We start from the raw sequence: 26223 nt of genomic DNA, 5'->3' as shown, positions 1-26223 counted from the left end.
GTGGGGTGAATTCGCGTCGATCCTGGGTCATCTTCGGGATCGGAGTCTTCGCCTACCTCGTCGCCGTCATGCAGCGCACGAGCATCGGCGTCGCGGGCGTCGCCGCGACCGACCGCTTCCACGTCTCCGCCGCCGTCCTGTCGTCGATGGCGGTCGTCCAGCTCATCGTCTACGCGGCGATGCAGGTGCCCGTCGGGGTGCTGATCGACCGGGTGGGCTCGCGGGCGCTGATGATCGCGGGGACCGCCTTGATGGTCGTCGGGCAGGTGACGGTCGCTTTCGCGCCGACCATCACGCTCGCCATCGTCGGCCGCATCCTGGTGGGTGCGGGCGACGCGACCGTGTTCACCTCGCTCATGCGGCTGGTGAACTCCTGGTTCCGCGGCCGCCTCGTCCCGCAGCTCTCGCAGTGGATCGGCAACATCGGCCAGCTCGGCCAGGTGCTGACCGCCGTCCCGTTCGCGCTGCTCCTGCACGAGTCCGGCTGGACGACCGCCTTCCTCAGTGCCGCGTCGGTGTCGGTGGTCGCGCTCGTCGGGATCGTCGCCGCCATCCGCGACCGGCCGGTCGGGTCGAGCGAGGGCCCGCGACCGGCGACCTGGCGCGAGTCGATCCGGCAGCTCCGGATCAGCCTCGCCCGGCCGGGGACGCAGCTCGGGTTCTGGTCGCACTTCACCACGCAGTCCTCCGGCACCGTGTTCAGCCTGATGTGGGGCCTCCCGTTCATGGTGTTCGCGCTGGGCATCGACCCGGCGGAGGCCAGCGGCCTCCTGATCGTGTCGGTCGTCGCCGGGCTCATCGCCGGCCCGATCCTCGGGCTGCTGACGGCGCGCTTCCCGCTGCGCCGCAGCAACCTCGTGCTCGCGATCGTCGGGATGATGGGGATCGTCTGGGCGCTCCTGCTGCTGTGGCCGGGGACGCCGCCGCTTTGGCTCCTGATCCTCGTGCTGGTGGCCATCGGGATCGGCGGACCCGGCTCGCTGATCGGCTTCGACTTCGCGCGCACCTCCAACCCGCTGCACAGCCTGGGCTCCGCCAACGGCATCGTGAACGTCGGCGGGTTCCTGGCGAGCTTCGTGATGATGTTCCTCATCGGCGTCGCCCTGGACGCCCAGAACACCGCCCACACGGTGACCGGTCTCTACGCTCTCGACTCCTTCCGCTGGGCGTTCGCCCTGCAGTACGTGATCATCGGCCTCGGCGTCGTCTTCCTCGTCCGCGCCCGCCGGCGAACCCGCCGCCGTCTCGCGGAGGAGGAGGGAATAGAAGTGGGCCCCTTGTGGGTTGCACTGGTTGACGCTTGGCGAAGGCGAAATGGTCGGGAGCCTGGCGAGAACGTGCAATAATTGATACCTGGACCCGTTCATGTTCTTGGGGTCGGAGCACTTGATGGTGCCCGGCGCGACAGCCCAAGGCTTGACATGGGTCTTAGTAATGTCCGCACGCGACCTCAGCCCGGGCGCACGGTCGGCTCACCACGGCCCTCCGCCCGGTATGGATGCCCTTCGCTTGGATGAATGGCCTTCGCTTGTATGAAAGGTAGGCAGATGGCAACCCGTGCAGCAACCAAGGCCCGCGAGGCCGAAGCGGTCGAGGAGACCGAGGAGACCGCTGCGGCCGCCAAGCCGGCAGCGAAGAAGACGACGGCCAAGGCGCCCGCGAAGAAGGCCGCGCCCAAGAAGGGCGCCACCAAGGCCAAGGGCGACGACGACGAGGAGCTCGACGAGGACGCCGAGGTCGAGATCGACGTGGACGACACGGCCGTGGTGGCCGATGACGCCGTCGACGCCGACACCGAGGAGTCCGAGGGCGACGACGCGGAGGCGGACGACGCCGAGGGCTCCGGCCCCAAGGGCGAGAGCGCGGCCGTGCAGGCCGCGGCCGACGCCCCGCTTCCCACCGACGCCCTCGTGCTGCGCGCCGTGGACGAGGACGACGACGTCCCCGTGTACTCCACGACGATCACCGGCGCGACCGCCGACCCGGTCAAGGACTACCTCAAGCAGATCGGCAAGGTCCCGCTGCTGAACGCCGCGGAGGAGGTCGAGCTCGCGATGCGCATCGAGGCCGGCCTGTTCGCGGAGGACAAGCTTGCGAACACCCCGAACATGCCCAAGGAGCTCGAGCGCGAGCTGCGCTGGGTCGCCCGCGACGGCCAGCGCGCCAAGAGCCACCTGCTCGGGGCCAACCTGCGCCTCGTGGTCAGCCTCGCCAAGCGCTACACCGGCCGCGGCATGCAGTTCCTGGACCTCATCCAGGAGGGCAACCTGGGTCTGATCCGCGCCGTCGAGAAGTTCGACTACACCAAGGGCTTCAAGTTCTCGACCTACGCCACCTGGTGGATCCGTCAGGCGATCACCCGCGCGATGGCCGACCAGGCCCGCACCATCCGCATCCCGGTGCACATGGTGGAGGTCATCAACAAGCTGGCCCGCGTCCAGCGGCAGATGCTGCAGGACCTCGGCCGCGAGCCCACCCCGGAAGAGCTCTCCAAGGAGCTCGACATGACCCCTGAGAAGGTCATCGAGGTGCAGAAGTACGGTCGCGAGCCCATCTCGCTCCACACCCCGCTGGGTGAGGACGGCGACAGTGAGTTCGGCGACCTGATCGAGGACACCGAGGCGGTCGTGCCGGCCGACGCGGTCGGCTTCACGATGCTGCAGAAGCAGCTCGAGAGCCTCCTCGACTCCCTGTCCGAGCGCGAGGCGGGCGTCATCCGCATGCGCTTCGGCCTGGGCGACGGCATGCCGAAGACGCTCGACCAGATCGGCGACACCTTCGGTGTGACGCGTGAGCGCATCCGGCAGATCGAGTCGAAGACGATGGCGAAGCTGCGCCACCCGTCCCGCTCGCAGTCGCTGCGCGACTACCTCGAGTAAACGGTGCGCTATCGACTGGCGGTCATCGCCGGCCGCCTCGCCCGCTGGCTGCTGCGCTTGCGGGGAGGCGGCTCCGCGGTGCCGGGGCGGGTCGCGCTCGCGATCGCGCCGAAGTTCCTCGAACGTGCTGTCAGCCGCCTCCCGCTGGGCGTCGTCTTCGTCTCCGGTTCCAACGGCAAGTCGACGACCACGAACATGCTCACCGCGATCCTGCGCGAGCACGGGCTGAACGTCTTCACCAACCCGTCCGGCGGCAATCTGCCGCAGGGGATCGCCTCGGCACTGCTGGCGGACGTGCCGCTCGACGGCTATGTCCGCGGTGACGTCGGGGTGATCGAGGTGGACGAGGCGTACGGCGTGGACCTCGCGACCGTCCTGAAGCCGCGCGGCTCACTGCTCCTCAACGTGCAGATCGACCAGCTCAACCGCTTCTTCGAGCCCACCCGCGTGATCGGGATGCTGCGCACGATCGCGGAGCGGTCGGCGGAGTTCGTCGTGGTGAACGCCGACGACGACAGCCTCGCCCGGGTAGGCGCGGAGCTCGCCGCCGCGGGCCGCGACGTGACGACCTTCGCGGTGGCCCCGGCCATCATCGAGTCCTCGCCCAACGGACTCGCCAATGTGGCGGACCTCTCCGGCATCGCCGCCGGCGCCCTCCCGGTGCCCGCCGTGTTCGTCAGCAAGCTGGAGACGCAGAGCGCGCAGCTCACGATGGGCGGCGAGTCCATCCGCATCGGCCTGCCCGCGCGCGGCCTCCACTACGCGGTGGACGCCGCAGGTGCGACGGCGATGGCCCGCCGGGTGCTGGGCGACCGCTTCCAGGCGGAGGCCGTCGTCGCGGCGATGAGCTCGCTGCGCACGGTCTACGGCCGCGGCGAGACGCTGAAGGTCGGCGACGAGGACATCGAGATCATCATGATGAAGAACCCGCCGAGCCTCCAGCTCAACCTCGACTACCTGAGCCACAGCCCGGAGCAGGTCTTCGTCGCGGTGGACGAGGGCACGCCCGATCCGTCCTGGGTCTACGACATCGACCTCTCCAAGCTGGAGCACGTGGACATCGTCTCCGGCACGAAGGCCTGGCAGTTCGCGACCCGGTTCGCCTACGCGGGCATCGAGGTCGACCAGGTGATGCCGGAGCTGCGGCCCGCACTCCAGGCGTTCCTCGCCCTGCCGAAGCCGTCCCGCGGCACCAAGACGATGATCGTCAACTACGAGCAGATGATGGCGATCCGCAAGCAGCTCGGCTTCCTCGACCTGGAAGGCGGCGACAAGTGACCGTCCTCCGCATCCTGCACCTCTACCCGCGCGAGCTCGGGATCAACGGCGACGCCGGCAACGTGCTCGCCCTGGCCGAGCGCGCACGCTGGCGCGGCGTGGACGTCGACATCGTGTCGCACGCTCCCGGCGGCGAGCTGCCGGCCAGCGCCGACATCGTGCACATCGGCTCCGGCCCGCTCTCGTCGCAGCGCGCCGTGGCCGGGGACGTGGCACGGATCGCCCCGCGGCTGCGGCAGTGGCGCGACGCCGGAGTGCCGATCCTCGCGATCGCGGGCGGCTGGCAGCTCCTCGGCGAGGAGATCGTGACGCCCGACGGCGAGACGCTCGCCGGTGCCGGGGTGTTCCCGACCCGCGCGGTGCTGGGGTCGCGTCGGCACGTCGCGGAGGTCGTCGTGCGGATGGCCGATGGCGTCACGCTCGCGGGCTTCGAGAACCACTCGGCCACCACGACGTTCAGCGCGGACGCCGCAGGTGCGGCGCCCCTTGGCGACGTGGTGAGCGGCTTCGGGAACGGCGACAAGACGGAGGGCGTCGTGCTCGGGAGTGCGATCGGCACGCACCTGCACGGTCCGGTCCTCCCGATGAACCCGGTGCTGGCCGACCGGATGCTGCAGACCGCGCTGCGCGGCGAGCTGCCTCCGGTGGCGCAGACCGAGCGCGTCGACCGCTACGCGGCGAACGCGCGGCGTGCGATCGCCGCGCGTCTCAGCGTCGCCCTCTGACCGCGCGTCAGTTCTCGTAGACGCGCGGGACGCGCACAGCCACGCCGGTGACCATCTCGTCGGCGATGGTCTCCGCCCAGTCGGCGTACTTCTCCGCGGTGACCGAGCCGTCCCGGCCCGACCCGAAGAGGACAGCGGAGTCGCCGACAGCGACGCGCGCCGAGCCGGCGTCCACGAGCATGGTGTCGACATCCACCGCGATCACGCGGCAGCGCTGGCCGGCGAGGAGGACCGACGTCTTGGCGATGCCCAGGACGGGCACGCCGTCGCCGAACCCGATCCCGAGCCGGACGTGCGTGGTGCCCCCGACGTGCACCTCCACGACCGGCGCCTCCAACCGCATCACGGGCTCCAGCCCGAGCTCGGCGCCGGTGGTGTCGTCGAACGGGGAGAAGCCGTAGGCGGCGATCCCGAAGCGCACCAGGTCGAAGCGGGCCTCGGGCATCCGGATGCCGGCCGAACTCGCCGCGAGGTGCAGGATCTCGAACCGGGCTCCATGCTCCTCGGCCTCGGCCACCGCGCTGCGGAACTCCGCCAGGGAGGCCTCGTCGTCGGCGATGGAGGCGTCGGCCAGGTGCGACCAGGCCGCGCGGATGCGCACGACGCCTTGTCGCTGGAGTTCGAGCGCGGCGTCGATCAGGTGCGGCCACTGCTCGCGGGTGGCGCCATTGCGGCTGAGGCCGGTGTCGACCTTGAGGTGCACGACGGCACGACGGTCGGCGCCGGCGGCCGCGATGGCGTCGAGCTGCCAGACGGCCGAGATGCCGAGCTCGATGTCGGCCTCGATGGCCGCGCGCCAGTCGGTGTCCTCGCCATGCAGCCAGGCCAGCAGCGGGACGGTGATGCCCGCGGCGCGCAGGACGAGCCCAGCGGGGACCTCCAGCACGGCGAGCGACGTCGCACCCGCCTCCAGCCCTGCCTCGGCGATGGGCAGGAGACCGTGGCCATAGGCGTCGGCCTTGACCGCGAGCATGGTCTCGGCGGGAGCGATCAGCGCAGTGAGGTGCGCGATGTTCCGTCGCAGCGCGGCGAGGTCGATGACCGCGCGGGGGAGCGGCTCCGCGATCGCGTCCACGATGGTCACTGCGCCGCCCTCCTGTTCCCCGGAGTCGCCTTGGTCCAATGCCCGTACATCCGCTCGATGCGGCGGCCCAGCCGGCTCGTGATGACCGGAGCGGCGACGCCGAGCGCGGCCTCCCAGTCGAGTGCCGACGGCTCGCCGCGGGACGGGTCGCCGAACAGCACCACCGGGTCGCCCGGCTGTGCGTCGGCGTCGCCGATGTCGACGACGAACTGGTCCATCGCGATCCGGCCGGTGATCCGGCCGGTGGTCTCGCCGACCAGCACGGGCGCCTTGTTGGAGGCGACGCGCAGGATGCCGTCGGCATAGCCGAGCGCGACAAGCACGAGTGTGCTGGGGCGGTCGGTGCGGTAGGTGTAGCCGTACGAGACGCCGCGGTCGGCGCCGACGCGCTTCACCGCGATGATCTCGCCGGTGAGGCGCAATGCGGGGGCGACGCCGGGAGCGTCGGTCAGCCCGAGCAGCTCGGGGCCGAGCAGGTGGGCCGGGCCCCTGGCGTGCCGGCCGGCCGGGAAGCCGACGGTCACCGGCACGGGGATCCCCGCGTCCGCGATGGCCGCGGCATCCTCCACCCGGGAGACGAGAAGACCGCCGACCTCCGCGTCGGTCAGCGCCCGGGCGACGGGGATGAGCCCGTGCCCGTACGCGTCCGCGCGGAGATCGGCGGTGCAGTCGGGGAGCGACGCGGTGGCCGCCGTGGTGGCGTTCGAGCGGATGACATCGAGGTCGACGAATGCGCGCCTGCGCACGCCGGTGGCCCCTGCCATCGCTCGATCAGCCCGTTCGCGTGAGTCGCGGGGACCCTAGGCGCGCTGCTCTTCGAAGAGACGAGCCGTCTCGTCGTGCCAGCTGTGCGCGATCTGCGAGAGCTTCTCCTGGTGCTTCTTGCCGTGGTGGGCGCAGAAGAGGAGTTCGCCGTTGTTGACCACGACGCGGATGTACGCCTGAGCGCCACAGCTGTCGCAGCGGTCTGCGGCCGTCAATTGCGGCCCCGACTCGAGCTCGTCAACCGCACCGTTCTCCGAGGTGATAGTAGACATGTGATGCTCCTTTCCGTCGCAACCGGTGAACTCGGTACGTCTATAGAACCACGTAAACCCGGAGACGAGGCGCGTATCCGCTGCTATTTCGCTCAACGCGTAGCCTTCGGGCCCGTGGGTGTCGGGGTCGGGATCGCCTGACGCAGCACGTACGCTGAAAGATGCACGGCGCGCGCGAGCGCGTCGCAACCCGGAACACTGCACGGAACACAAGGAGCGCTCGTGGCGAGCTCGGACTATTCGGCGAGGCACCTCTCGGTGCTGGAGGGCCTGGAGGCCGTCCGCAAGCGCCCAGGCATGTACATCGGCTCCACCGACTCCCGCGGCCTCATGCACTGTCTGTGGGAGATCATCGACAACTCCGTCGACGAGGCGCTCGCCGGGCACGGCTCCGCGATCGAGGTCATCCTGCACCCCGACGACAGCGTGGAGGTCCGTGACACGGCGCGCGGCATCCCGGTCGACGTCGAGCCCAAGACCGGACTGACCGGCGTGGAGGTCGTCTTCACCAAGCTGCACGCCGGCGGCAAGTTCGGCAGCGGGTCCTATGCGGCATCCGGCGGTCTGCACGGCGTGGGCGCCTCGGTGGTCAACGCGCTCTCCGAGCGGCTCGACGTCGAGGTCGACCGCGACGGGAAGACCTGGGCGATGTCGTTCCACCGTGGCGAGCCGGGCGTCTTCGACGACGGTGACGCCGCGCCGAGCCCTGACGCGAAGTTCTCCCCGTTCGTGAGCGGCAGCGAGCTGCGGATCGCGGGCAAGGTCAGGAAGGGCGTGACCGGCACCCGCATCCGCTACTGGGCCGACCGCCAGGTGTTCACGGCCGGCGCCGACTTCTCGGTGGAGGACCTCGTGGGCCGCGCCCGGCAGACGGCGTTCCTCATCCCGGGCCTTGCGATCTCCATCGACGACCAGCGCTCGGCCGAGGGCGAGCGGACCACGTTCAGCTACGAGGGCGGCATCTCGGAGTTCGTGGACTTCCTGTCGCCGGACAGCCCGATCACCGAGACCTGGCGGCTCACCGGCGAGGGCCACTTCACCGAGACGGTGCCGGTGCTCTCGGACGGCGGCGCGATGGTGCCGACCGAGCTGAAGCGCGAGTGCCAGGTCGACATCGCCCTGCGCTGGGGGACCGGCTACGACACCGTGATGCGCTCGTTCGTCAACATCATCGCCACACCCAAGGGCGGCAGCCACCAGACCGGCTTCGACCAGGGGCTGCTCAAGTTCCTGCGCCAGCAGGTGGAGCTCAACGCGCGCCGGCTCAAGGCGGGCACGGACAAGCTGGAGAAGGACGACGTGATGGCCGGGCTCACGGCCGTGCTGACCGTGCGCCTCCCCGAGCCGCAGTTCGAGGGCCAGACCAAGGAGGTCCTCGGCACACCGGCGGTGCGCGCGATCGTGGCCAACGTCATCCAGAAGACCCTCGCCGAGCGCTTCGCGTCGACCAAGCGCGACGACAAGACGCAGTCCGCGCTGGTGCTCGACAAGGTCGTGGCGGAGATGAAGTCCCGCATCTCGGCCCGCGCCCACAAGGAGACGCAGCGGCGCAAGAACGCGCTGGAAACGTCCTCCCTGCCGGCGAAGCTGGTTGACTGCCGGTCGAGCGACGTGGCCAACAGCGAGCTGTTCATCGTGGAGGGCGACTCGGCGCTGGGGACCGCGCGGCGGGCCAGGGACAGCGAGTACCAGGCGCTGCTGCCGATCCGCGGCAAGATCCTCAACGTGCAGAAGGCGTCGGTCTCCGACATGCTCTCCAACGCGGAGTGCGCCGCCATCATCCAGGTGATCGGCGCGGGCTCCGGGCGCTCGTTCGAGCTGGGTTCCGCGCGCTACGGCAAGGTCATCATCATGTCGGACGCGGACGTCGACGGCGCCCACATCCGGACGCTTCTGCTGACGCTGTTCTTCCGCTACATGCGGCCGATGATCGAGGAGGGCCGGGTGTTCGCCGCGGTGCCTCCGCTGCACCGGGTGGTCGCGGTCAACCCCGGCTCGAAGCCGAACGAGACGATCTACACCTACTCGGAGGCCGAGCTGCAGGCGGTGCTCGCCGACCTCAAGAAGCGCGGCCGGAAGTACCAGGAGCCCATCCAGCGCTACAAGGGCCTCGGGGAGATGGACGCCGACCAGCTCGCGACCACGACGATGGACCGCTCCCACCGGACGCTGCGCCGCGTGCGCGTCTCCGACGCCGAGGCGGCCAATCGCGTGTTCGAGCTGCTGATGGGGAACGACGTGGCCCCGCGCAAGGAGTTCATCATCGCGGGCGCCGACGACCTGTCCCGCGCCCGCATCGACGCCTGACGTCGGCATCGCTCAGAGGGGACGCAACACGCCGTTTCGACGACTTCGAAACGGCGTGTTGCGTCCCCTCTGGGACGTGGGTCAGGCGAGGCGGCGGCCGAGGGAGGTGACGACCATGTCGAGGGGGGTGCCGGAGCCGTCGCGGCGGGCGCCGCCCTCGGGGAGGATGCGGGCGCTGCCGTCGGGGCCGACGGCCAGGGCGGGAGCGGCGCCGACCCACGCGAGCGCGAGCTCGGTCTCGCCCTTGAGGAAGCGCTGCGAGCGGACGCCGCCGGTGGCGCGTCCCTTGGCCGGGAACTCAGCGAAGTCGCTGACCTTGCCGCTGCCGGGGTCGGCGCCGGGGAGGGTCTGGTCGCTGACCGCGATGGTGACGACCACCGCCTCGGAGCGCTCATCGGCCTCCACGGCGCCGAAGAACACCGCGCGGGCGTCGCCGGCCAGGTTGATGCCGGCCATGCCGCCGGCCGCGCGGCCCTGCGGACGCACCGAGCCGGCGGAGAAGCGCAACAGTTGGGAGTCGCTGGAGACGAAGATCAGCTCGGCGTCGTCCGCCGACTGGACTGCGCCGACGACCGCGTCGCCGGCCTTCAGCGCGATGACCTCGAACTCGGGCTTGTTCGCCCAGTCGCCCGGCGTCACCCGCTTGACCACGCCCTGCCGGGTGCCGAGCGCGATCGCACGCGGAGCGTCAAGAGACACGATCGCGAGCACGCGCTCCTTGCGGTCGGCCAGCGCGAGGTAGTCGCCCACCTTCACCCCCGCGCCGAGCTGCACCGAGTTGAGCGGGGCGGCCGGGAGGTCGACGGGGGAGAACCGGATGAGGCGGCCGCGGTCGGTGACGGCGCCGATCTCGCTGCGGCTGGTGGTGTCGAGACGCGACAGGATCGCGTCGTGCTTGCTGCGGCGGGCCGGCGGCTGGATGCGGTCCAGGCCCTCACCCTCCCCGGCGCCCGCGTCGACGCGCAGGATGCGGCCGGTGGTCGACAGGTAGACGCGGCACGGGGTGTCTGCGACCTCCAGCTGTATCGTCATCGCCTTGCTGCGCGAGCCCGCGCCCGCGATCGACGGCTTGGCCTCGGTGAGCAGCGTGCGGCGCGGGGTGCCGAACTTCAGCGCGACCTGCTCCAGCTCGTCGGACACCAGCGCGTCGATGCGCGCGCGGCTGCCCAGGAGCTCCTCCAGCTCGGCGATCTCCGCCCGCAGCTGGTCGCGCTCGGTCTCCAGCTCGATGCGGGAGAACTTCGTCAGCCTGCGCAGCCGCAGTTCGAGGATGTAGTCGGCCTGCAGCGTGCTGAGGTCGAACACCTGCTGCAGCCGCGTGCGCGCCTGGTCGGTGTCGTCCGAGGTGCGGATGACCTGGATGACCTCGTCGATGTCGAGGATCGCGACGAGGAGGCCCTCGACCAGGTGGAGGCGTTCCTTGCGGCGGGCGAGCCGGAACTCCGAGCGCCGGGTGACGACGCTGATCCGGTGGTCGATGTAGACCCGCAGCAGCTCGCGCAGCCCGAGGGTCTGCGGGCCGCCCGCGACGAGGGCGACGTTGTTGATCGAGAAGCCCTCCTCCAGCGGCGTGTGCCGGTAGAGCTGCTCCAGAACGGCGTCCGGGCTGAAGCCGGTCTTGATGCCGATGACGAGCCGGAGGCCGTGCTGGCGGTCGGAGAGGTCGGTGACGTCGGAGATGCCGTTCAGCTTCTTCGCGTTGACGCCGTCCTTGATCTTCTCGATCACGCGCTCCGGGCCGACCCCGTAGGGCAGCTCGGTGACGACGAGGCCGCTCTTGCGCGCGGTGATCGCCTCGACGCCCACCTTGGCGCGCATCTTGAAGCTGCCGCGGCCGGTCGCATAGGCGTCGCGCACACCGGAGAGGCCGGCGATGGTGCCGCCGCTCGGGAGGTCGGGGCCCGGCACGTAGTCCATCAGCTCGTCGAGCGTGGCCTCCGGGTTGGCCAGCAGGTGACGGGCGGCGCCGACGACCTCCACCAGGTTGTGCGGGGCCATGTTGGTGGCCATGCCGACCGCGATGCCGCTGGCGCCGTTGACCAGGAGGTTCGGGAACGCGGCGGGCAGCACGTCGGGCTGCAGGAGCTGGTTGTCGTAGTTGGGGACGAAGTCGACGACGTCCTCGTCGAGGTCCTCGGTCAGCGCGAGCGCGGCGGCGGCGAGGCGCGCCTCCGTGTACCGGGCCGCGGCGGGGCCGTCGTCCAGCGAGCCGAAGTTGCCGTGGCCGTCGACCAGCGGGACGCGCAGGGTGAAGTCCTGCGCCATACGCACGAGCGCGTCGTAGATGGCGCTGTCGCCGTGCGGGTGCAGCTTTCCCATCACCTCGCCGGTGACGCGCGCCGACTTGACGTGACCGCGGTCCGGGCGCAGGCCCATCTCGGTCATCATGTAGAGGATGCGCCGCTGCACAGGCTTCAGGCCGTCGCGGGCGTCGGGGAGCGCCCGCGAGTAGATGACGGAGTACGCGTACTCCAGGAACGAGCCCTGCATCTCGGTCGTGACGTCGACGTCTTCGATGCGTTCGGTGGTCGGGGCCTGGTCGTCTGCTGGTGTCATTCGTGCATTCGGTGGTGGGGCGGCAGGAGGCGCGGGGTTCGACGGCTCCCGTCCGTCCAGCTGTGACAGACTGGGCCGGATGCCCCCCATGCTACCGGCCGCGTTCACCACCCGAGCGAGCCTCGCCACGGTAATGCCGAGTTCCCTGGGGGCGCTGCGCGGGGAGGGCAACGACCTCGGGCTGCCTCCGCTGCAGCATGTCGTCGTCGTGGTCGTCGACGGCCTCGGCGCCGCGGCGCTGCGGGCGCGCGAGGGGCACGCCAGGACCCTGGCCTCCCGGCTCGGGAAGACCACGACGATCGACGCCGGCTTCCCGACCACGACGGCCGCCGCTCTGGCGACGCTGACGACCGGCACGACGCCGGGGGAGCACGGCCTGGTCGGCTACCGCGTCCGGGACGACGCGGGCCGGCTGACCAACCAGCTCAACGGCTGGGACGACCGGATGGACCCGGCCACCTGGCAGCGCGTCGAGACGGTCTTCGAGCGTGCGGCTGCCGACGGCGTCGCCTCGTACGCGCTCGGCGTCCCCGCGTACGCGGACTCCGGCTTCACCCACGCTGTGCTCCGCGGGGCGGAGTTCATCGGCGGCCGCACGATGGCCGACCGCTTCGACGCCGCGCGGGAGGTGCTCCGGACGCCCGGTCCCGCGCTCACCTATCTCTACGTCGCCGAGCTCGACCAGGTCGCCCACGCGCGCGGCTGGGAGTCGCCGCGCTGGACGGCCGAGTTGGAGACCCTGGACGCGCTTGTCGCCGGGCTTGCCGCCTCCCTCAGCCCTGGCCAGGGTGTGCTGGTCACCGCCGACCACGGCATCGTCGACATCCCCGAGAGCGGGCATGTGCTCTACGACACCGCCCCCGAGCTGCTGGAGGGCGTCGCGGAGGTCGCGGGCGAGCCGCGGCTGCTGCACCTCTATACAGAGGAGGGCGCGCCCGCGGACGCCGTGGCTGCGCGTTGGCAGGAGGTGGAGGGCGGCCGCTCGTGGGTCGCGACCCGCGCCGAGGCGATCGAGGCGGGCTGGTTCGGCCCGTCCGTCGCGCCGGAGGTCGCGCCGCGCATCGGCGACGTGCTCGTCGCAGCCAGGAAGCGCATCGCCTACTACGACTCGCGCGACCCGCAGCGAACCGGACGCAGCATGATCGGGCAGCACGGCTCGCTCACGGTCGAGGAGACGCGCGTGCCGCTGCTGCGGTTCGGCGCAGCCGGCTAGACCTCTGGAGGCAGGCGCTCAGGCCAGGTCGTCGTCCGTGCGCGCGCCGAAGACGATCTCGTCCCAGCTCGGCATCGCGGCGCGTCCCTTGCGGCGGCCCGACGCGACCGGCGTCTGCTCCTGCGTGGAGGACAGCGGCGCGGGCGGGGGAGGCGTCGACGTGCCGGAGGCGGGCGCCGCGGGCGGCGGGCCGAACTCCTCGATCACGGTGATCGACTCCTCGACGACCCGGAACGGCGTGATCGGGTCGAGGAGCGTCGGCTGTTCGACCTGCTCGTGGCGGCCGGTCCGGTCGCCGCGGTCGGTCTGCGGTGCCGGCTCGTCGTAGCCTGCGGCCTCGCGCTCCCCGCGGCGGCGGCGCAGCGCCTCCAGGAGGTCGGCGGTCTGGTGCAGGTCGCGCGGCGTCTCGTCCGCGCGCTTGATCGCGGAGATCGCGATGGAGTTGTTGGCGCGGCCGGGAGCGTGCTGCTCCAGCGGCTCGATCGGCTGGGTGACCTCCGGGCCGAGCAGGTCGACGCCGGGGGCGGGGAAGGTGAACGCCCCGCTGTCGAAGCGGGAGCTGTCCGGCTCGCCCTCGTTCGGGAGGACGGCGCGCAGGCGCGGGATGAGGGCGCCGCCGCGCAGCTCGCCGGCCTGGGAGAGCGTGGTGGCCTCCGAGTTGAGCGGGGCGAGCGCGTGCTTGCGGAGGTCGTAGCTCCAGCGGGCGTCGTGGTCGATCTCGTCCGCGGTGAACTCGAGCTTCACGATCCAGCCGGCCTCGACGTCCTTCCAGCTCGCCCAGCGCTCGCCGGCGACGCCCAGCGAGGCGAGGCGGTCGCGGATGACGGAGCCGAACGTGTCGGGGTCGCCCAGCGGGTCGACCTCGGCGGCGGTGCGGACCGGGACGCTGAGGGCGCTCGCGACGACGTGCTCGCGCTCGGCCACGATGGGTCCCTCGAAGCGCTGGACATAGTCCAGGGGCGCGCCCGTGACCGCGGCGACATCGTCGGCAGACATGCCGGAGCGGATGTGCGCCTGGATCTCGCGCGGTGACAGTTTGGGGACTTCGGCGGAGACCTGCTGCCGCACCTGCCGGATCTTCGACTGAAGCGTGTCGTCGACGGCGATGCGGAAGCGTTCACCGTCGTCGCCGACGGCGACGATGGCACCGTTCTCGACCCCGATGACCTTCAAATCCTGCATTGTGATGCCTTCCGAGCTCGCGTTCGTTCCGGCCCAGAATGCCACGGGAATGGGGGACTTCCGGGGAATACCGCGGGCGTGCCGGAAGTTGAACACCGAGCAAACGCTGAGAGGCTCCTGCGCGGTTTTGCTATTCGCAGGCGATTGATGCAAACTATGGCCGCCGATTGCGAGAATCGGCCGTTACGACGAGAAGTGGATGGGCATGGCAACGGATTACGACGCACCGCGGAAGACCGAGGACGACTCCGAGTCGATCGAGGCCCTCAAGGAGCGAGTTCCGGACAAGATGTCTGGTGTCGTCGACGTCGAAGACGCCGACAACCCGGGCGGCTACGAGCTCCCCGGCGCCGACCTGTCGGACCTCGACCTCGACGTCGTGGTGCTGCCTCCCCAGGCGGACGAGTTCACCTGTGTGAGCTGCTTCCTGGTGAAGCACCGCTCGCAGATCGACCACGAGACGAAGCTCGGACCGATCTGCATGGAGTGCGCCGCGTAAGCAGCGCACCGCATCGCCACAACGCCTGGTAGCCCCTCACCGGACTACAGGGGACGTCGGGCCTCATCGAGAACCCGGACCAGCTGGTCCGGGTTTCTTGTCGAGATCAGCCAGTAGGGCGCGGGGTCGTCCACATCGAGCAGCGGCACCTTCACGACCGGCTTGATCCAGCCGCGGATGAGCAGCCAGGCGCGGGCGTCCAGCCGCTGCCCGCGCTCCATCGTCGCCTCCTCGCCGGTGAACGCCTTCGGCTCACCGATGAACTCCAGCGGGATCTTCGCGTTCCCCGCGGTGAACTCGGCCGATGTCACCCGGATCACGGGGGCGGAGGCGAGCAGCGCGATCACGATCGCGGCGTAGAAGACGATCGCCAGCACGACGCCGACGGGGAAGTTGATCGGGGCGAAGACGAGCATCACGGCGGGCACGACGAGGATGGTGGAGATGAAGAGCCAGGGGGTCGCCCAGAGCCGTTCGCGGTAGAGGTCCATAGGACTATTCGATCATCCTTCGTGCACTACCCTCGACACGTGACAGAAACCGTGGACGTCCCGATCGTCGCCGACCGCATCCCCGTGTACGCCCACCCCGGTGACGCAGGCGCGGACCTGTGCGCGGCGGAGCCCGTGACGCTGGGTCCGGGCGAACGGCACACCGTCCCGACGGGCGTCTCGATCGCGTTGCCGGAGGGCTACCTCGGCTTCGTCGTGCCGCGCAGCGGCCTGGCCATGCGCCACGGCATCACCATCGTCAACGCGCCGGGCACCGTCGACGCGGGCTACCGCGGCGAGATCAAGGTGACCGTCCTGAACACGGACAGGTCGATGCCGTACGATATCGGCGTCGGCGACAGGATCGCGCAGTTGATCGTCATGCCGGTCGCGCAGGCCCGGTTCATCCCCGTCGACGCCCTCCCGGACAGCCACCGCGGCACCGCGGGCTTCGGCTCGTCCGGCTACACCGTCACGCAGGCAGGAGAACACGCTTGACCGACAGCATCGACACCCCCGGCGAGGCCGAGCCACAGGACGTGGACAAGTCCGCACCGGAGGATCGGGAGACGGAGGGTCCCCTCGACGAGAGCGAGGCGAACCCGGTCCGTCCCTACGTCGACCTCGGCGGCGTGAAGATCCTGCCGCGCGAGGGCCTCCACCTCCGCCTGGAGGTCGAGGAGGAGTCGCAGCGCGTCGTCGCGGTCGGGCTCGACTACGCGAACTCGACGCTGCAGGTGCAGCCGTTCGCGGCTCCGCGCAGCACCGGCCTGTGGAACGAGATCCGCGGCCAGATCGCCGAGCAGGTGCAGCGCCAGGGCGGCCGCGTGAGTGAGCGCGACGGCGTCTTCGGCCCCGAGCTGGTGGCCGAGATCCCCGTCGCCCCGCCGCAGGGCGCGCCGGGGGAGACCCGGGTCGCACGCTTCGTCGGCGTCGACGGCCCGCGCTGGTTCCTGCGCGGCGTGATCGCCGGCGACGCGGCCGTGAAGCCGGAGGCCGCGGCCTTGGTCGAGGACCTCTTCCGCAGCATCGTCGTCGTGCGCGGCAACACCCCGATGCCGCCGCGCGACCTCATCCCGCTGCGCATGCCGTCGGCGCCGAGCACCGGCGACAGCGGATACAGCTCGCTGTGAGCGGTGGCCGTGACGTGACCGACCAGCACCACGAGCCGGAGCCCGGCGCGCAGCCCGGCGACGAGGAGCGCGACCCGGTCGCCTCCACGCTCGGCGAGAGCTTGGCGAAGGCCGCGCGCAACTCGGGCATGGGCCAGCTCGTGGACGGCGAGACGCCGACCGGCACCGCTCTGATGGCGGCCCTCGGCGGCGTCCGCGGCCTGCTGGAGACCATACTTCCCGGACTGGTCTTCCTCATCCTCTTCACGTTCACGCAGAACGTCCCGCTGTCGATCGGCGTCTCCGTCGCGGTCGCGGCCGTGTTCACCGTGGTGCGCATCGTCGGCAAGACGCCCGTCACGCAGGCCCTCGCCGGTCTGATCGGCGTCGGGATCTCGGCGATCCTGGCGCTCATCACCGGGCGCGGCGAGGACAACTTCCTCCTCGGGATCTGGACGAACGCCGCCTACGCCGCCGCCCTCCTGATCTCGATCCTGGTGCGCTGGCCGCTGATCGGCCTCGCGGCCGGCTACCTGATGGGCGACGGGCTCGCCTGGCGCTGGGTGAAGTCGAAGTTCCGCGTCATGCAGGCTCTGACCTTCCTCTGGTTCCTGCTCTTCGCCGCGCGGCTGCTCGTGCAGGTGCCGCTCTACCTGGCGCACACCGACGCGGCCACCAGCGCGCTCGCCCTCACCAAGCTGCTGATGGGCGTCCCGCTCTATGCTCCGCTGCTGCTGATCACCTGGTTCGTGGTGAAGGGGCAGTTCCCGCAGAAGCCGCAGCCCCAGAAGCCCCAGTCGCCGAAGCCGCAAGGCAACAGCGCCGGTTAGGCGCAGGACCGTCCAGGAGGGGGAAGGATGCTCGACGCGCAGACCAGGGAAGGCCTGAGCGCCGCGCAGGTGGCGGAGCGCCACGCGGACGGCAGGGCGAACCTCCAGCGCCAGCCGGGGTCGCGGTCGATCACCGACATCCTGCGCGAGAACATCTTCACGCTGTTCAACGGCATCCTCACCGGCTGCTTCATCGCGGTGCTGCTGCTCGGCGACCTCCGCGACGGCTTCTTCTACGGGGTCGTCGTCGTCAACGCCCTCATCGGCATCGTGCAGGAGGTGCGGGCCAAGCGCGTGCTCGACCGCGCGGCGCTGCTGGCGGCGCCGGAGAGCCGGGTCCGCCGCGATGGCGAGGTCGTCGCGATCGCACTGGAGGACGTCGTGCTCGACGACCTTTTGGTGCTGCGACCAGGCGACCAGATCCCGGCCGACGCGGTGGTGGCCGAGAGCACGGGGCTCTCCCTGGACGAGTCGCTGCTGACGGGGGAGTCCGATCCCGTGTTCAAGGACGAGGGCGCCCAGCTCCTCTCCGGCTCGCACGTCGCCACCGGCACCGGCTACGCGGTCGTCACGGCGGTGGGAGCCGACTCCTACGCGAGCAAGCTGACCAGCGAGATCCGCCGGCACTCGCTCGTGCACTCCGAGCTGCGCGACGCGACCAACCGCATCCTCGTGTACCTCTCCTGGATCCTCGGTCCGATCATCCTGGTCACGGTCATCGGCCGGGTGCTCGCGTACGGCGGCTTCAACGAGCTGTTCACCGACTCGCGCTGGCGGCGCGCGCTGCTCGACGCGGTGGCGGCGGTGGTCGGGATGATCCCCGAAGGCCTCGTGCTGCTGACCAGCCTCGCGTTCGGCGTCGCCGCCATCCAGCTCGCCGCGCGCAAGGTGCTCGTGCAGGAGCTCGCGGCCGTGGAGGTGCTTGCGCGCGTCGATGTGCTCTGTCTCGACAAGACCGGGACGCTGACCAGCGGTGAACTGGTGCTGGAAGGCACGGAGCCGATCGGGGAGGTCCCCACCGAGCTGGCGGAGATCGCGCTCGCCGCGTTCGGGGCCGACGAGACGGGGAACGCGACCTCCGGCATCCTGTCGACCGGGTTCCAGAGCGACCGGTTCCGCGTCGAGCGGCGCATCCCGTTCAGCTCGGCCACCAAGTACAGCGGGCTCGTCATGCGCGTGGCGGACGAGGAGACGGCGTGGGTGCTCGGCGCCCCGGAGCGCGTGCTCGCCGGGCACGAGGAGGCGCTGCGGCGCGCGACGGCCATCGCCTCGACCGGGCGCAGGACGCTGGCCTTGGCGCAGGCGATCGACCCGCTGCCGCACGGCACGCACGTGCCGCTCGGCGACCTGCGGGTGGCGCCTGCGCTGCTGGTCGTGCTGGGCGAGACGCTGCGGCCGGAGGCGCCGGAGACGCTCGGCTATTTCGGCGAGCAGGCGGTCCGCGTCATCGTGATGTCGGGCGACAACCCGGTGACGGTCGAGGCCATCGCCCGGGCGCTGAACATGGAGGGCGAGGCCGTCGATGCCTCCACCCTGGAGACCGACGACGACCTGGAGGCCGCGCTGGGGCGCTCCAGCATCTTCGGCCGGGTCAGCCCGGAGCAGAAGCGCACGGCGGTCGGCCTGCTGCAGCGCCAGGGCCGCACCGTGGCGATGACCGGCGACGGCGTCAACGACGCGATGGCGATCAAGGACGCGAACCTCGGGATCGCGATGGGGACGGCGACGGCGGCGACCAAGGCGGTCTCCCGGCTGGTGCTGCTCGACAACCGATTCGACCGGCTGCCGGACGTGCTCTCCTCCGGCCGCCGGGTGATCGCCAACGTGGAGCGGGTGTCGAACATCTTCCTGGCGAAGACGGTCTACGGCATCCTGCTGGCGCTGTTCAGCGCGGTGGTGCTCTGGCCGTTCCCGTTCCTGCCGCGCCAGCTCACGCTGGTCTCGACGCTCGCGATCGGCATCCCCTCCTTCTTCCTGGCGCTGGCGCCGAACAAGCGCATCTACACGCCGGGCGTGCTGTCGCGCATCCTGCGGTACTCCATCCCGACCGGCGTCATCGCCGGGCTGACCGCCGTGGTGGCGTACGCGCCACTGCACAGCTCGATCCCCCTGCGCGAGGCGCGCAGCGTGACCACGCTCGCCCTGTTCTGCGTGTCGCTCTGGATCCTGTGCGTTCTCACGCGGCCGCTCACGACCTGGCGGTGGTTCCTGCTCGGCGGGGTGGCGGCGGCGTTCGTGCTGGTGTGCGTCATCCCGGGCACTGCGGCCTTCTTCGAGATGCACCTGTCGCTCGACACAGCGCTGCTCTGGGGGATCGCGGTGGGCGCGGTGGGGTCGGCCGGTATCGAGCTGTTCTACCGGTTCGCGCGACGGCGCGGGCTGGTGTTCGACCGCGAGTGAACGTGCTAGATTTTATCTTGACGTCAAGATACTTTCCTGAGCCGACCGCTTAGGCTTACCTTGCTGGAAACAGGCTTCGACGCACGACCAAGATGGATGAGGCTCGCGGGACATCGCTCGCCGACGAAGGAGAAGGCACAGTGTCAGCTGTAAATAGTTTCGGTGCGAAGAGCACCCTGACGGTGGGGTCGAAGGACTACACGATCTTCAAGATCGACACGGTCGACGGCTACCGGAAGCTCCCGTTCAGCCTCAAGGTGCTGCTGGAGAACCTGCTGCGCACCGAGGACGGCGCGAACATCACCGCCGACCACATCAACGCCCTCGGCGGCTGGGACCCGCAGGCCGAGCCGGACACCGAGATCCAGTTCACTCCGGCCCGCGTCATCATGCAGGACTTCACCGGCGTGCCCTGCATCGTCGACCTCGCCACCATGCGCGAGGCCGTGTCCTCGCTCGGCGGCGACCCGGACAAGATCAACCCGCTCGCGCCCGCCGAGATGGTCATCGACCACTCGGTCATCGCCGACCTCTTCGGCACCGAGAACGCGCTGGAGCGCAACACCGACATCGAGTACGAGCGCAATGGCGAGCGCTACCAGTTCCTCCGCTGGGGCCAGACCGCGTTCGACGACTTCAAGGTCGTCCCGCCGGGAACCGGCATCGTCCACCAGGTGAACATCGAGTACCTGGCCCGCGTCACCATGACCCGCGAGGTCGGCGGCGAGCTGCAGGCCTACCCGGACACCTGCGTCGGCACCGACTCCCACACCACCATGGTCAACGGCCTCGGCGTGCTCGGCTGGGGCGTCGGCGGCATCGAGGCGGAGGCGGCCATGCTCGGCCAGCCGGTGTCCATGCTCATCCCCAAGGTCGTCGGCTTCAAGCTGTCCGGCGCCATCCCGACCGGCGTGACCGCGACGGACGTCGTCCTCACCATCACGCAGATGCTGCGCAAGCACGGCGTCGTCGGCAAGTTCGTGGAGTTCTACGGCGCCGGTGTGGCGGAGGTCCCGCTCGCCAACCGCGCCACCATCGGCAACATGAGCCCGGAGTTCGGCTCCACGGCCGCCATGTTCCCGATCGACGACGTGACCCTCGACTACCTGCGCCTCACCGGCCGCAGCGAGGAGCAGGTCGCCCTGGTCGAGGCGTACTCGAAGGCGCAGAGCCTGTGGCACGACCCCGCCACCGAGCCGACCTTCTCCGAGTACCTGGAGCTCGACCTGTCGACGGTCGTCCCGTCGATCGCCGGACCGAAGCGCCCGCAGGACCGCATCGAGCTCAGCTCGGCGAAGACCCAGTTCGAGAAGGACCTGGTCGACTACGCCGACATCTCGCACGATCTGGTCGACCTGACCATCTCGGAGTCCTTCCCGGCCTCCGACCCGGGCGAGCTGCAGCCGGAGGACGGCCACAGCCACCACGTCCACACGCACCACAGCCACGCGCCGAAGACGGCCTCCACACCGACCCCGGTCAAGCTGGAGGACGGCACGGACTTCGTGATCGACCACGGCGCGGTCGCCATCGCGGCGATCACCTCGTGCACGAACACGTCGAACCCGTCGGTCATGCTCGCCGCCGGCCTGCTGGCCCGCAACGCCGCCGCGAAGGGCCTCAAGGCCAAGCCGTGGGTCAAGACCACGCTGGCGCCGGGCTCCAAGGTCGTCACCGACTACTACGAGAAGGCCGGCCTCACCAAGGACCTGGAGGCTCTCGGCTTCTACACGGTCGGCTACGGCTGCACCACCTGCATCGGCAACTCGGGCCCGCTGCTCGACGAGATCTCGCAGGCGGTCAACGACAGCGACCTCGCCGTCACGGCCGTCCTCTCCGGCAACCGCAACTTCGAGGGCCGCATCAACCCCGACGTGAAGATGAACTACCTGGCGAGCCCGCCGCTCGTCATTGCCTACGCGCTCGCCGGAACGATGAACTTCGACTTCGAGGTCGACCCGCTGGGCACCGACTCCGAGGGCAACGACATCTTCCTGAAGGACATCTGGCCGGACGCCGCCGAGGTGCAGGAGACGATCGACTCCTCCATCAACGAGGGCATGTTCGTCCACGAGTACGCGTCGGTCTTCGAGGGCGACGAGCGCTGGAAGTCGCTGGCCACCCCGACCGGCTCGGTGTTCGAGTGGGACCAGAAGTCGACCTACGTGCGCAAGCCCCCGTACTTCGAGGGGATGACGCTGGAGACCACCCCGGTCACCGACATCACCGGCGCGCGCGTCCTGGCCAAGCTCGGCGACTCGGTCACCACCGACCACATCTCGCCCGCCGGCTCCATCAAGGCGGACAGCCCGGCCGGTCAGTACCTCAACGAGCACGGCATCGACCGCAAGGACTTCAACTCCTACGGCTCGCGCCGCGGCAACCACGAGGTGATGATCCGGGGCACGTTCGCGAACATCCGCCTGCGCAACCAGCTCCTGGACGGCGTCGAGGGCGGTTACACGCGTGACTTCACGCAGGCCGACGGCCCGCAGTCGTTCATCTACGACGCGTCGCAGAACTACCAGGCGCAGGGCACCCCGCTCGTCGTGCTCGGCGGCAAGGAGTACGGCTCGGGCTCGTCGCGAGACTGGGCGGCGAAGGGCACCAGCCTCCTCGGCGTCCGCGCGGTCATCACCGAGAGCTTCGAGCGTATCCACCGCTCGAACCTGATCGGCATGGGCGTCGTCCCGCTGCAGTTCCCGGCCGGCGAGAACGCCGACTCGCTGGGGCTGGACGGCACCGAGTCCTTCTCGATCACCGGGCTGGAGGAGCTCAACGAGGGCCGCACGCCGAAGACCGTGCACGTCGTCGCCGAGCCGACCGAGCAGTCGCCCGCCGGCAAGCAGGCCGTCGAGTTCGACGCTGTGGTCCGGATCGACACCCCAGGTGAGGCCGACTACTACCGCAACGGCGGCATCCTGCAGTACGTCCTGCGGAGCCTGGTGTAACCAGACCGTTGTCAAGGGGAGGCTCGGGATCGTCGGTTCCGAGCCTCCTCCGATTCACACGGTTCTACACTGAAATCCATGAGCATCCTCGAAACCATCCACGGGCCGCGTGATCTCGACCGGCTCACGGAACGGGAGCTCGACCAGCTCGCTGCCGAAGTGCGGGCGTTCCTGGTCGCCAACGTCGCCAAGACCGGCGGCCACCTGGGGCCGAACCTCGGCGTGGTCGAGACGACGATCGCCATCCACCGCGTGTTCGACTCGCCGCGGGACGCGATCGTCTTCGACACCGGGCACCAGTCGTACGTCCACAAACTGCTCACCGGGCGCCAGGACTTCTCCCGGCTGCGCCAGCGCGGCGGCCTCGCCGGCTACCCGCAGCGCTCCGAGTCGGAGCACGACATCGTCGAGAGCTCGCACGCGTCGTCGTCGCTGAGCTGGGCCGACGGCATTTCGCGCGCCTTCGAGATGACCGGCCAGAACGACCGGCACGTCGTCGCGGTCGTCGGCGACGGCGCGCTCACGGGCGGGATGACGTGGGAGGCGCTCAACAACATATCCGACGACAACAATCGCCGGCTGATCATCATCGTCAACGACAACGGCCGCTCCTACGCCCCGACGATCGGCGGCATGGCGCGCTTCCTCAACACGGTGCGCACGCGGCGCGGCTACCGCAACCTGTACCTGAGCAGCCGGAAGGCGTTCGACAAGCTGGGCTCTCCCGGCCAGTCGCTGTATCGCGGCGTCCGCGGCGGCCTGCACGGCTTCCTCAGCCGCTTCTCCAACAACGAGTCGCTGTACTCGAACCTCGACATCAAGTACATCGGGCCGGTGCACGGCCACGACATCGAGGCGATGGAGGAGGCGCTGCGCCAGGCGAAGAACTACGGCGCCCCGGTCATCGTCCACGCGATCACCCAGAAGGGCCGCGGCTACGAGCCCGCGCTGCGCGACGCCGCCGATCAGTTCCACGCGGTCGGCCAGATCGACCCGGAGACCGGCGAGGCGCTCGCGAGCTCGACCGGGATGCAGTGGACGGACGTGTTCTCCGACGAGATCGTGAAGCTCGCGGAGAAGAACCCGAAGCTGGTGGGCATCACCGCCGCCATGCTTCGGCCGACCGGCCTCCACAAGTTCGCCGAGCGGTTCCCCGACCGCGTGCACGACGTCGGCATCGCCGAGCAGCACGCCGCGACGAGCGCCGCGGGGCTCGCGTACGGCGGCCTCCACCCGGTCGTCGCGATCTACGCGACCTTCATCAACCGGGCGTTCGACCAGGTGCTGATGGACGTCGCGCTGCACAAGGCCGGCGTCACGTTCGTGCTCGACCGTGCAGGGGTCACCGGCCCGGACGGGCCGAGCCACCACGGCATCTGGGACCTGGCGATCCTGCAGGTGGTCCCCAATATCCGGCTGGCGGCGCCACGCGACGGCTCCCGGTTCCGCGAGGAGCTGGCGGAGGCCGTGACGGTCGATGACGCGCCCACCGTGCTGCGGTTCCCGAAGGGCGACGTGCAGGCGGACATCCCGGCCGTGCGGCGCCTGGAGGACGGCGTGGACGTGCTGCGCGAGTCGGACAGCAAGGACGTGCTGCTGGTGACGGTCGGGCCGATGGCCGACCTCGGCCTGAAGGTGGCGGACCGGCTCGCCGCGCAGGGGATCGGCGCGACCGTCGTTGACCCGCGCTGGGTCGTCCCGGTGCCGCGCAGCATCCTGAGCCTGGCCGCCGAGCACCGCATCGTGGTGACGATCGAGGACGGCATCCGGGTCGGCGGGATCGGCACGCGCGTGCGCCAGGACCTCCGCGAGGCCGGCATCGACACCGCGGTGGACGAGCTCGGGCTGCCGGACGCGTTCATCGACCACGCGTCGCGCAGCCAGATCCTGGACGACGCGGGGCTCACCCCGCAGAAGATCGCGCGCGACCTGGTCGCGCAGGTGCTGGGCAGCCGCATCCCGATCGCCCGCCCGCTGCCCGCCGAGGAGCCCGCCGAGGGCGTCGAGGCCAAGAAGCGCCGCGCCTAGCCCGCACCTGCCCCTCGGCGGTCTCGGGTGCGCTCAGGCGAAGCGGTAGACGTGCTCGACGGCGCCGGAGGGGAAGGTCTTGGTGCCGGAGAGCACCAGCGGGCGGCTGGCTTGGGCGACCGGCAGGAGGGGCTTGCCCGCGCCGACGAGCACCGGCACGTACGTGATGTGCAGCTCGTCGATCAGTCCGCGGTCGGCGAACTGGGCCGCGAGCGCTCCGCCGCCGACCATCCACACGTCGCGGTCGCCTGCGGCCTCCCGCAGTACCGTGTCCAGCTGGACGATGTCGCCGGAGAAGTAGGTCACATCAGCGCCCTCCGGGACCGGCAGCGCGCGGTGGGTGACCACCCAGGTGGGGATGTCCTGGTACGGCCACGGTCCCTGCTCGCCGAGCACGAACTCGTACGTCGTCGCGCCCATCACGAGCGCCCCGATGCCGGAGATGAACTGCTGGTAGTGCTCGTCGAACTCCTCGAAGCCGAACTGCATGAGCCACTCGATGCGGTCGTGCACGTCGGCGATGAAGCCGTCGATGGAGGAGGCGACGTAGTACTTCGTGAGGGCCATGCCGCGAAGGTACCAGCCGCCGCGGACACGGGGATATCGTGAGGGCATGGCACTGATGACGATCACACTGGGTACGGAGAAGCTCGAGGTCTCGCGACTCGGCCTCGGCTGCATGGGAATGAGCGCGTTCTACACCGGCGCCGGCGACGACGACGCCGGCTCGATCCGGACCATCCACCGGGCGATGGACCTCGGGGTCACCTTTTTCGACACCGCAGAGATCTACGGCCCGTACACGAACGAGGAGCTGCTGGCCCGCGCCTTCGCCGGCGGCCGCCGCGACCGGGTGGTCATCGCCACCAAGTTCGGCACCATCCTGCACCGCTCGAAGAACGAGCGTGGCCTCGACGGCTCGCCCGAGAACGTCCGGCTCTCGGTCGAGGGCTCGCTGAAGCGGCTGCAGACCGACCGCATCGACCTCTACTACCAGCACCGGATGGACCCGGGCACGCCGATCGAGGAGACGGTGGGCGCACTGAAGGAGCTGATCGAGGAGGGCAAGATCCGGCACTACGGGCTGTCCGAGGCCGCGCCGGAGACCATCGTGCGCGCCAATGCGGTGCACCCGGTGACAGCGGTGCAGACCGAGTACTCGCTGTGGACGCGCGACCCCGAGACGGAGGTGCTGCCCACCGTGCGCGAGCTCGGCATCGGCTTCGTGCCGTACTCGCCGCTCGGCCGCGGCTTCCTCACCGGCTCGATCCGCTCGCTCGACCAGCTCGCCGAGGACGACTTCCGCCGCTTCAACCCGCGGTTCGAGGGCGACAACCTGGAGGCCAACATCCGCATCGTGGAGCAGGTGGACGAGGTCGCCCGCGAGGCCGGCGCCACGCCGGGCCAGGTGGCGCTCGCGTGGCTGCTGTCGCGCGGCGACGACCTCGCGCCCATCCCGGGCACGCGCCGCGTGGAGAACCTGGAGCAGAACGTCGCCGCCGCCGACCTCGACCTCAGCCCCGAGCAGCTTGCGCGCCTCGACGCCGTGGCCGCCCCGGTCGGCGACCGCTACGCGGACATGAGCCCGCTCAACAAGTAGCGCAGCCAGGGGTCGCAACACGCCGCTTCGTCCCGCGCGAAGCGGCGTGTT

General features: G+C 70.3%; 21 protein-coding genes. 14 read left to right on the top strand and 7 right to left on the bottom strand.

The window, feature by feature from the left end; genetic code table 11:
• Positions 1-5: 5 nt before the first annotated feature.
• The 4 genes from ABH923_RS03105 (at position 6) to ABH923_RS03090 (ending at position 4882) form a co-directional block, all read left to right on the top strand.
• Entirely contained in the window at positions 6-1346 is a 1341-nt protein-coding gene (locus ABH923_RS03105; protein WP_370053881.1) for a nitrate/nitrite transporter, read from the top strand.
• Positions 1347-1547: 201 nt separating this feature from the next.
• The gene (locus ABH923_RS03100) at positions 1548-2879 is read left to right on the top strand and encodes an RNA polymerase sigma factor (protein WP_370053879.1); all 1332 of its coding nucleotides are present in this window, start codon (positions 1548-1550) and stop codon (positions 2877-2879) included.
• A gap of 3 nt (positions 2880-2882) precedes the next feature.
• On the top strand, positions 2883-4157 hold the full coding sequence (locus ABH923_RS03095) for a MurT ligase domain-containing protein (RefSeq protein WP_370053877.1): 1275 nt from the start codon (positions 2883-2885) through the stop codon (positions 4155-4157).
• Complete coding sequence (locus tag ABH923_RS03090; RefSeq protein WP_370053875.1) at positions 4154-4882, top strand: type 1 glutamine amidotransferase; 729 nt, start codon at positions 4154-4156, stop codon at positions 4880-4882. Before ABH923_RS03095 ends, ABH923_RS03090 begins: the two co-directional genes overlap by 4 nt.
• Before the next feature lie 7 nt (positions 4883-4889).
• Here the strand turns inward: ABH923_RS03090 and ABH923_RS03085 are convergent, their stop codons facing one another.
• The 3 genes from ABH923_RS03085 to ABH923_RS03075 are packed head-to-tail and all read right to left on the bottom strand — an operon-like array spanning position 4890 to position 7003.
• The gene (locus ABH923_RS03085; RefSeq protein ID WP_370053873.1) at positions 4890-5966 is read right to left on the bottom strand and encodes an alanine racemase; all 1077 of its coding nucleotides are present in this window, start codon (positions 5964-5966) and stop codon (positions 4890-4892) included.
• Complete coding sequence (locus ABH923_RS03080; RefSeq protein ID WP_370053871.1) at positions 5963-6730, bottom strand: alanine racemase C-terminal domain-containing protein; 768 nt, start codon at positions 6728-6730, stop codon at positions 5963-5965. Before ABH923_RS03080 ends, ABH923_RS03085 begins: the two co-directional genes overlap by 4 nt.
• 36 nt (positions 6731-6766) lie before the next feature.
• On the bottom strand, positions 6767-7003 hold the full coding sequence (locus tag ABH923_RS03075) for a hypothetical protein (protein ID WP_055915732.1): 237 nt from the start codon (positions 7001-7003) through the stop codon (positions 6767-6769).
• Between the two features lie 222 nt (positions 7004-7225).
• Between ABH923_RS03075 and ABH923_RS03070 the strand changes: the two genes are divergently transcribed.
• Positions 7226-9310: a type IIA DNA topoisomerase subunit B gene (locus ABH923_RS03070; RefSeq protein WP_370053869.1), complete on the top strand. Its 2085-nt coding sequence runs from the start codon at positions 7226-7228 to the stop codon at positions 9308-9310.
• Positions 9311-9391: 81 nt separating this feature from the next.
• Here the strand turns inward: ABH923_RS03070 and ABH923_RS03065 are convergent, their stop codons facing one another.
• Positions 9392-11866 (bottom strand): DNA topoisomerase (ATP-hydrolyzing) subunit A, encoded by a 2475-nt coding sequence (locus ABH923_RS03065; RefSeq protein WP_370053867.1) that lies wholly within the window; start codon positions 11864-11866, stop codon positions 9392-9394.
• 88 nt (positions 11867-11954) lie between these two features.
• Here ABH923_RS03065 and ABH923_RS03060 point away from each other — a divergent pair, with 88 nt between their 5' ends.
• Positions 11955-13079: an alkaline phosphatase family protein gene (locus ABH923_RS03060; protein ID WP_370057274.1), complete on the top strand. Its 1125-nt coding sequence runs from the start codon at positions 11955-11957 to the stop codon at positions 13077-13079.
• An 18-nt stretch (positions 13080-13097) separates the two neighbouring features.
• Here the strand turns inward: ABH923_RS03060 and sepH are convergent, their stop codons facing one another.
• Complete coding sequence (gene sepH, locus ABH923_RS03055) at positions 13098-14261, bottom strand: septation protein SepH (RefSeq protein ID WP_370053865.1); 1164 nt, start codon at positions 14259-14261, stop codon at positions 13098-13100.
• A gap of 205 nt (positions 14262-14466) precedes the next feature.
• On the opposite strand from sepH, the gene ABH923_RS03050 reads away from it, so the two are divergent.
• On the top strand, positions 14467-14760 hold the full coding sequence (locus tag ABH923_RS03050) for a DUF4193 domain-containing protein (protein ID WP_179605681.1): 294 nt from the start codon (positions 14467-14469) through the stop codon (positions 14758-14760).
• 44 nt (positions 14761-14804) lie between these two features.
• Here ABH923_RS03050 and ABH923_RS03045 read toward each other — a convergent pair whose 3' ends face one another.
• Positions 14805-15251, bottom strand: a complete 447-nt coding sequence (locus ABH923_RS03045) for a DUF3093 domain-containing protein (RefSeq protein WP_370053863.1) — start codon at positions 15249-15251, stop codon at positions 14805-14807.
• Between the two features lie 39 nt (positions 15252-15290).
• On the opposite strand from ABH923_RS03045, the gene dut reads away from it, so the two are divergent.
• The 6 genes from dut (at position 15291) to dxs (ending at position 24572) form a co-directional block, all read left to right on the top strand.
• Complete coding sequence (gene dut / locus ABH923_RS03040) at positions 15291-15749, top strand: dUTP diphosphatase (RefSeq protein WP_370053861.1); 459 nt, start codon at positions 15291-15293, stop codon at positions 15747-15749.
• The gene (locus ABH923_RS03035) at positions 15746-16384 is read left to right on the top strand and encodes a DUF3710 domain-containing protein (protein ID WP_370053859.1); all 639 of its coding nucleotides are present in this window, start codon (positions 15746-15748) and stop codon (positions 16382-16384) included. The genes dut and ABH923_RS03035 overlap by 4 nt, the downstream gene beginning before the upstream one ends.
• The gene (locus tag ABH923_RS03030) at positions 16381-17193 is read left to right on the top strand and encodes a DUF3159 domain-containing protein (RefSeq protein ID WP_370053857.1); all 813 of its coding nucleotides are present in this window, start codon (positions 16381-16383) and stop codon (positions 17191-17193) included. The genes ABH923_RS03035 and ABH923_RS03030 overlap by 4 nt, the downstream gene beginning before the upstream one ends.
• Positions 17194-17220: 27 nt before the next feature.
• On the top strand, positions 17221-19593 hold the full coding sequence (locus tag ABH923_RS03025; RefSeq protein WP_370053855.1) for an HAD-IC family P-type ATPase: 2373 nt from the start codon (positions 17221-17223) through the stop codon (positions 19591-19593).
• Between the two features lie 140 nt (positions 19594-19733).
• Positions 19734-22544 (top strand): aconitate hydratase AcnA, encoded by a 2811-nt coding sequence (gene acnA, locus ABH923_RS03020; RefSeq protein WP_370053853.1) that lies wholly within the window; start codon positions 19734-19736, stop codon positions 22542-22544.
• Positions 22545-22622: 78 nt separating this feature from the next.
• Positions 22623-24572 (top strand): 1-deoxy-D-xylulose-5-phosphate synthase, encoded by a 1950-nt coding sequence (gene dxs, locus ABH923_RS03015; protein WP_370053851.1) that lies wholly within the window; start codon positions 22623-22625, stop codon positions 24570-24572.
• Between the two features lie 33 nt (positions 24573-24605).
• Here dxs and ABH923_RS03010 read toward each other — a convergent pair whose 3' ends face one another.
• A complete protein-coding gene (locus ABH923_RS03010; protein WP_370053850.1) occupies positions 24606-25139 on the bottom strand; it encodes a dihydrofolate reductase family protein in 534 nt (177 codons plus the stop codon).
• A 52-nt stretch (positions 25140-25191) separates the two neighbouring features.
• On the opposite strand from ABH923_RS03010, the gene ABH923_RS03005 reads away from it, so the two are divergent.
• Complete coding sequence (locus ABH923_RS03005) at positions 25192-26172, top strand: aldo/keto reductase (RefSeq protein WP_370057273.1); 981 nt, start codon at positions 25192-25194, stop codon at positions 26170-26172.
• The last annotated feature ends 51 nt before the right edge of the window (positions 26173-26223 follow it).

It is taken from the genome of Leifsonia sp. EB41 (assembly GCF_041262565.1).
Lineage (GTDB): Bacteria > Actinomycetota > Actinomycetes > Actinomycetales > Microbacteriaceae > Leifsonia.
The sequence above is the reverse complement of the archived record's forward strand: the minus strand, read 5'-3'. Positions and strand labels throughout refer to the sequence as shown.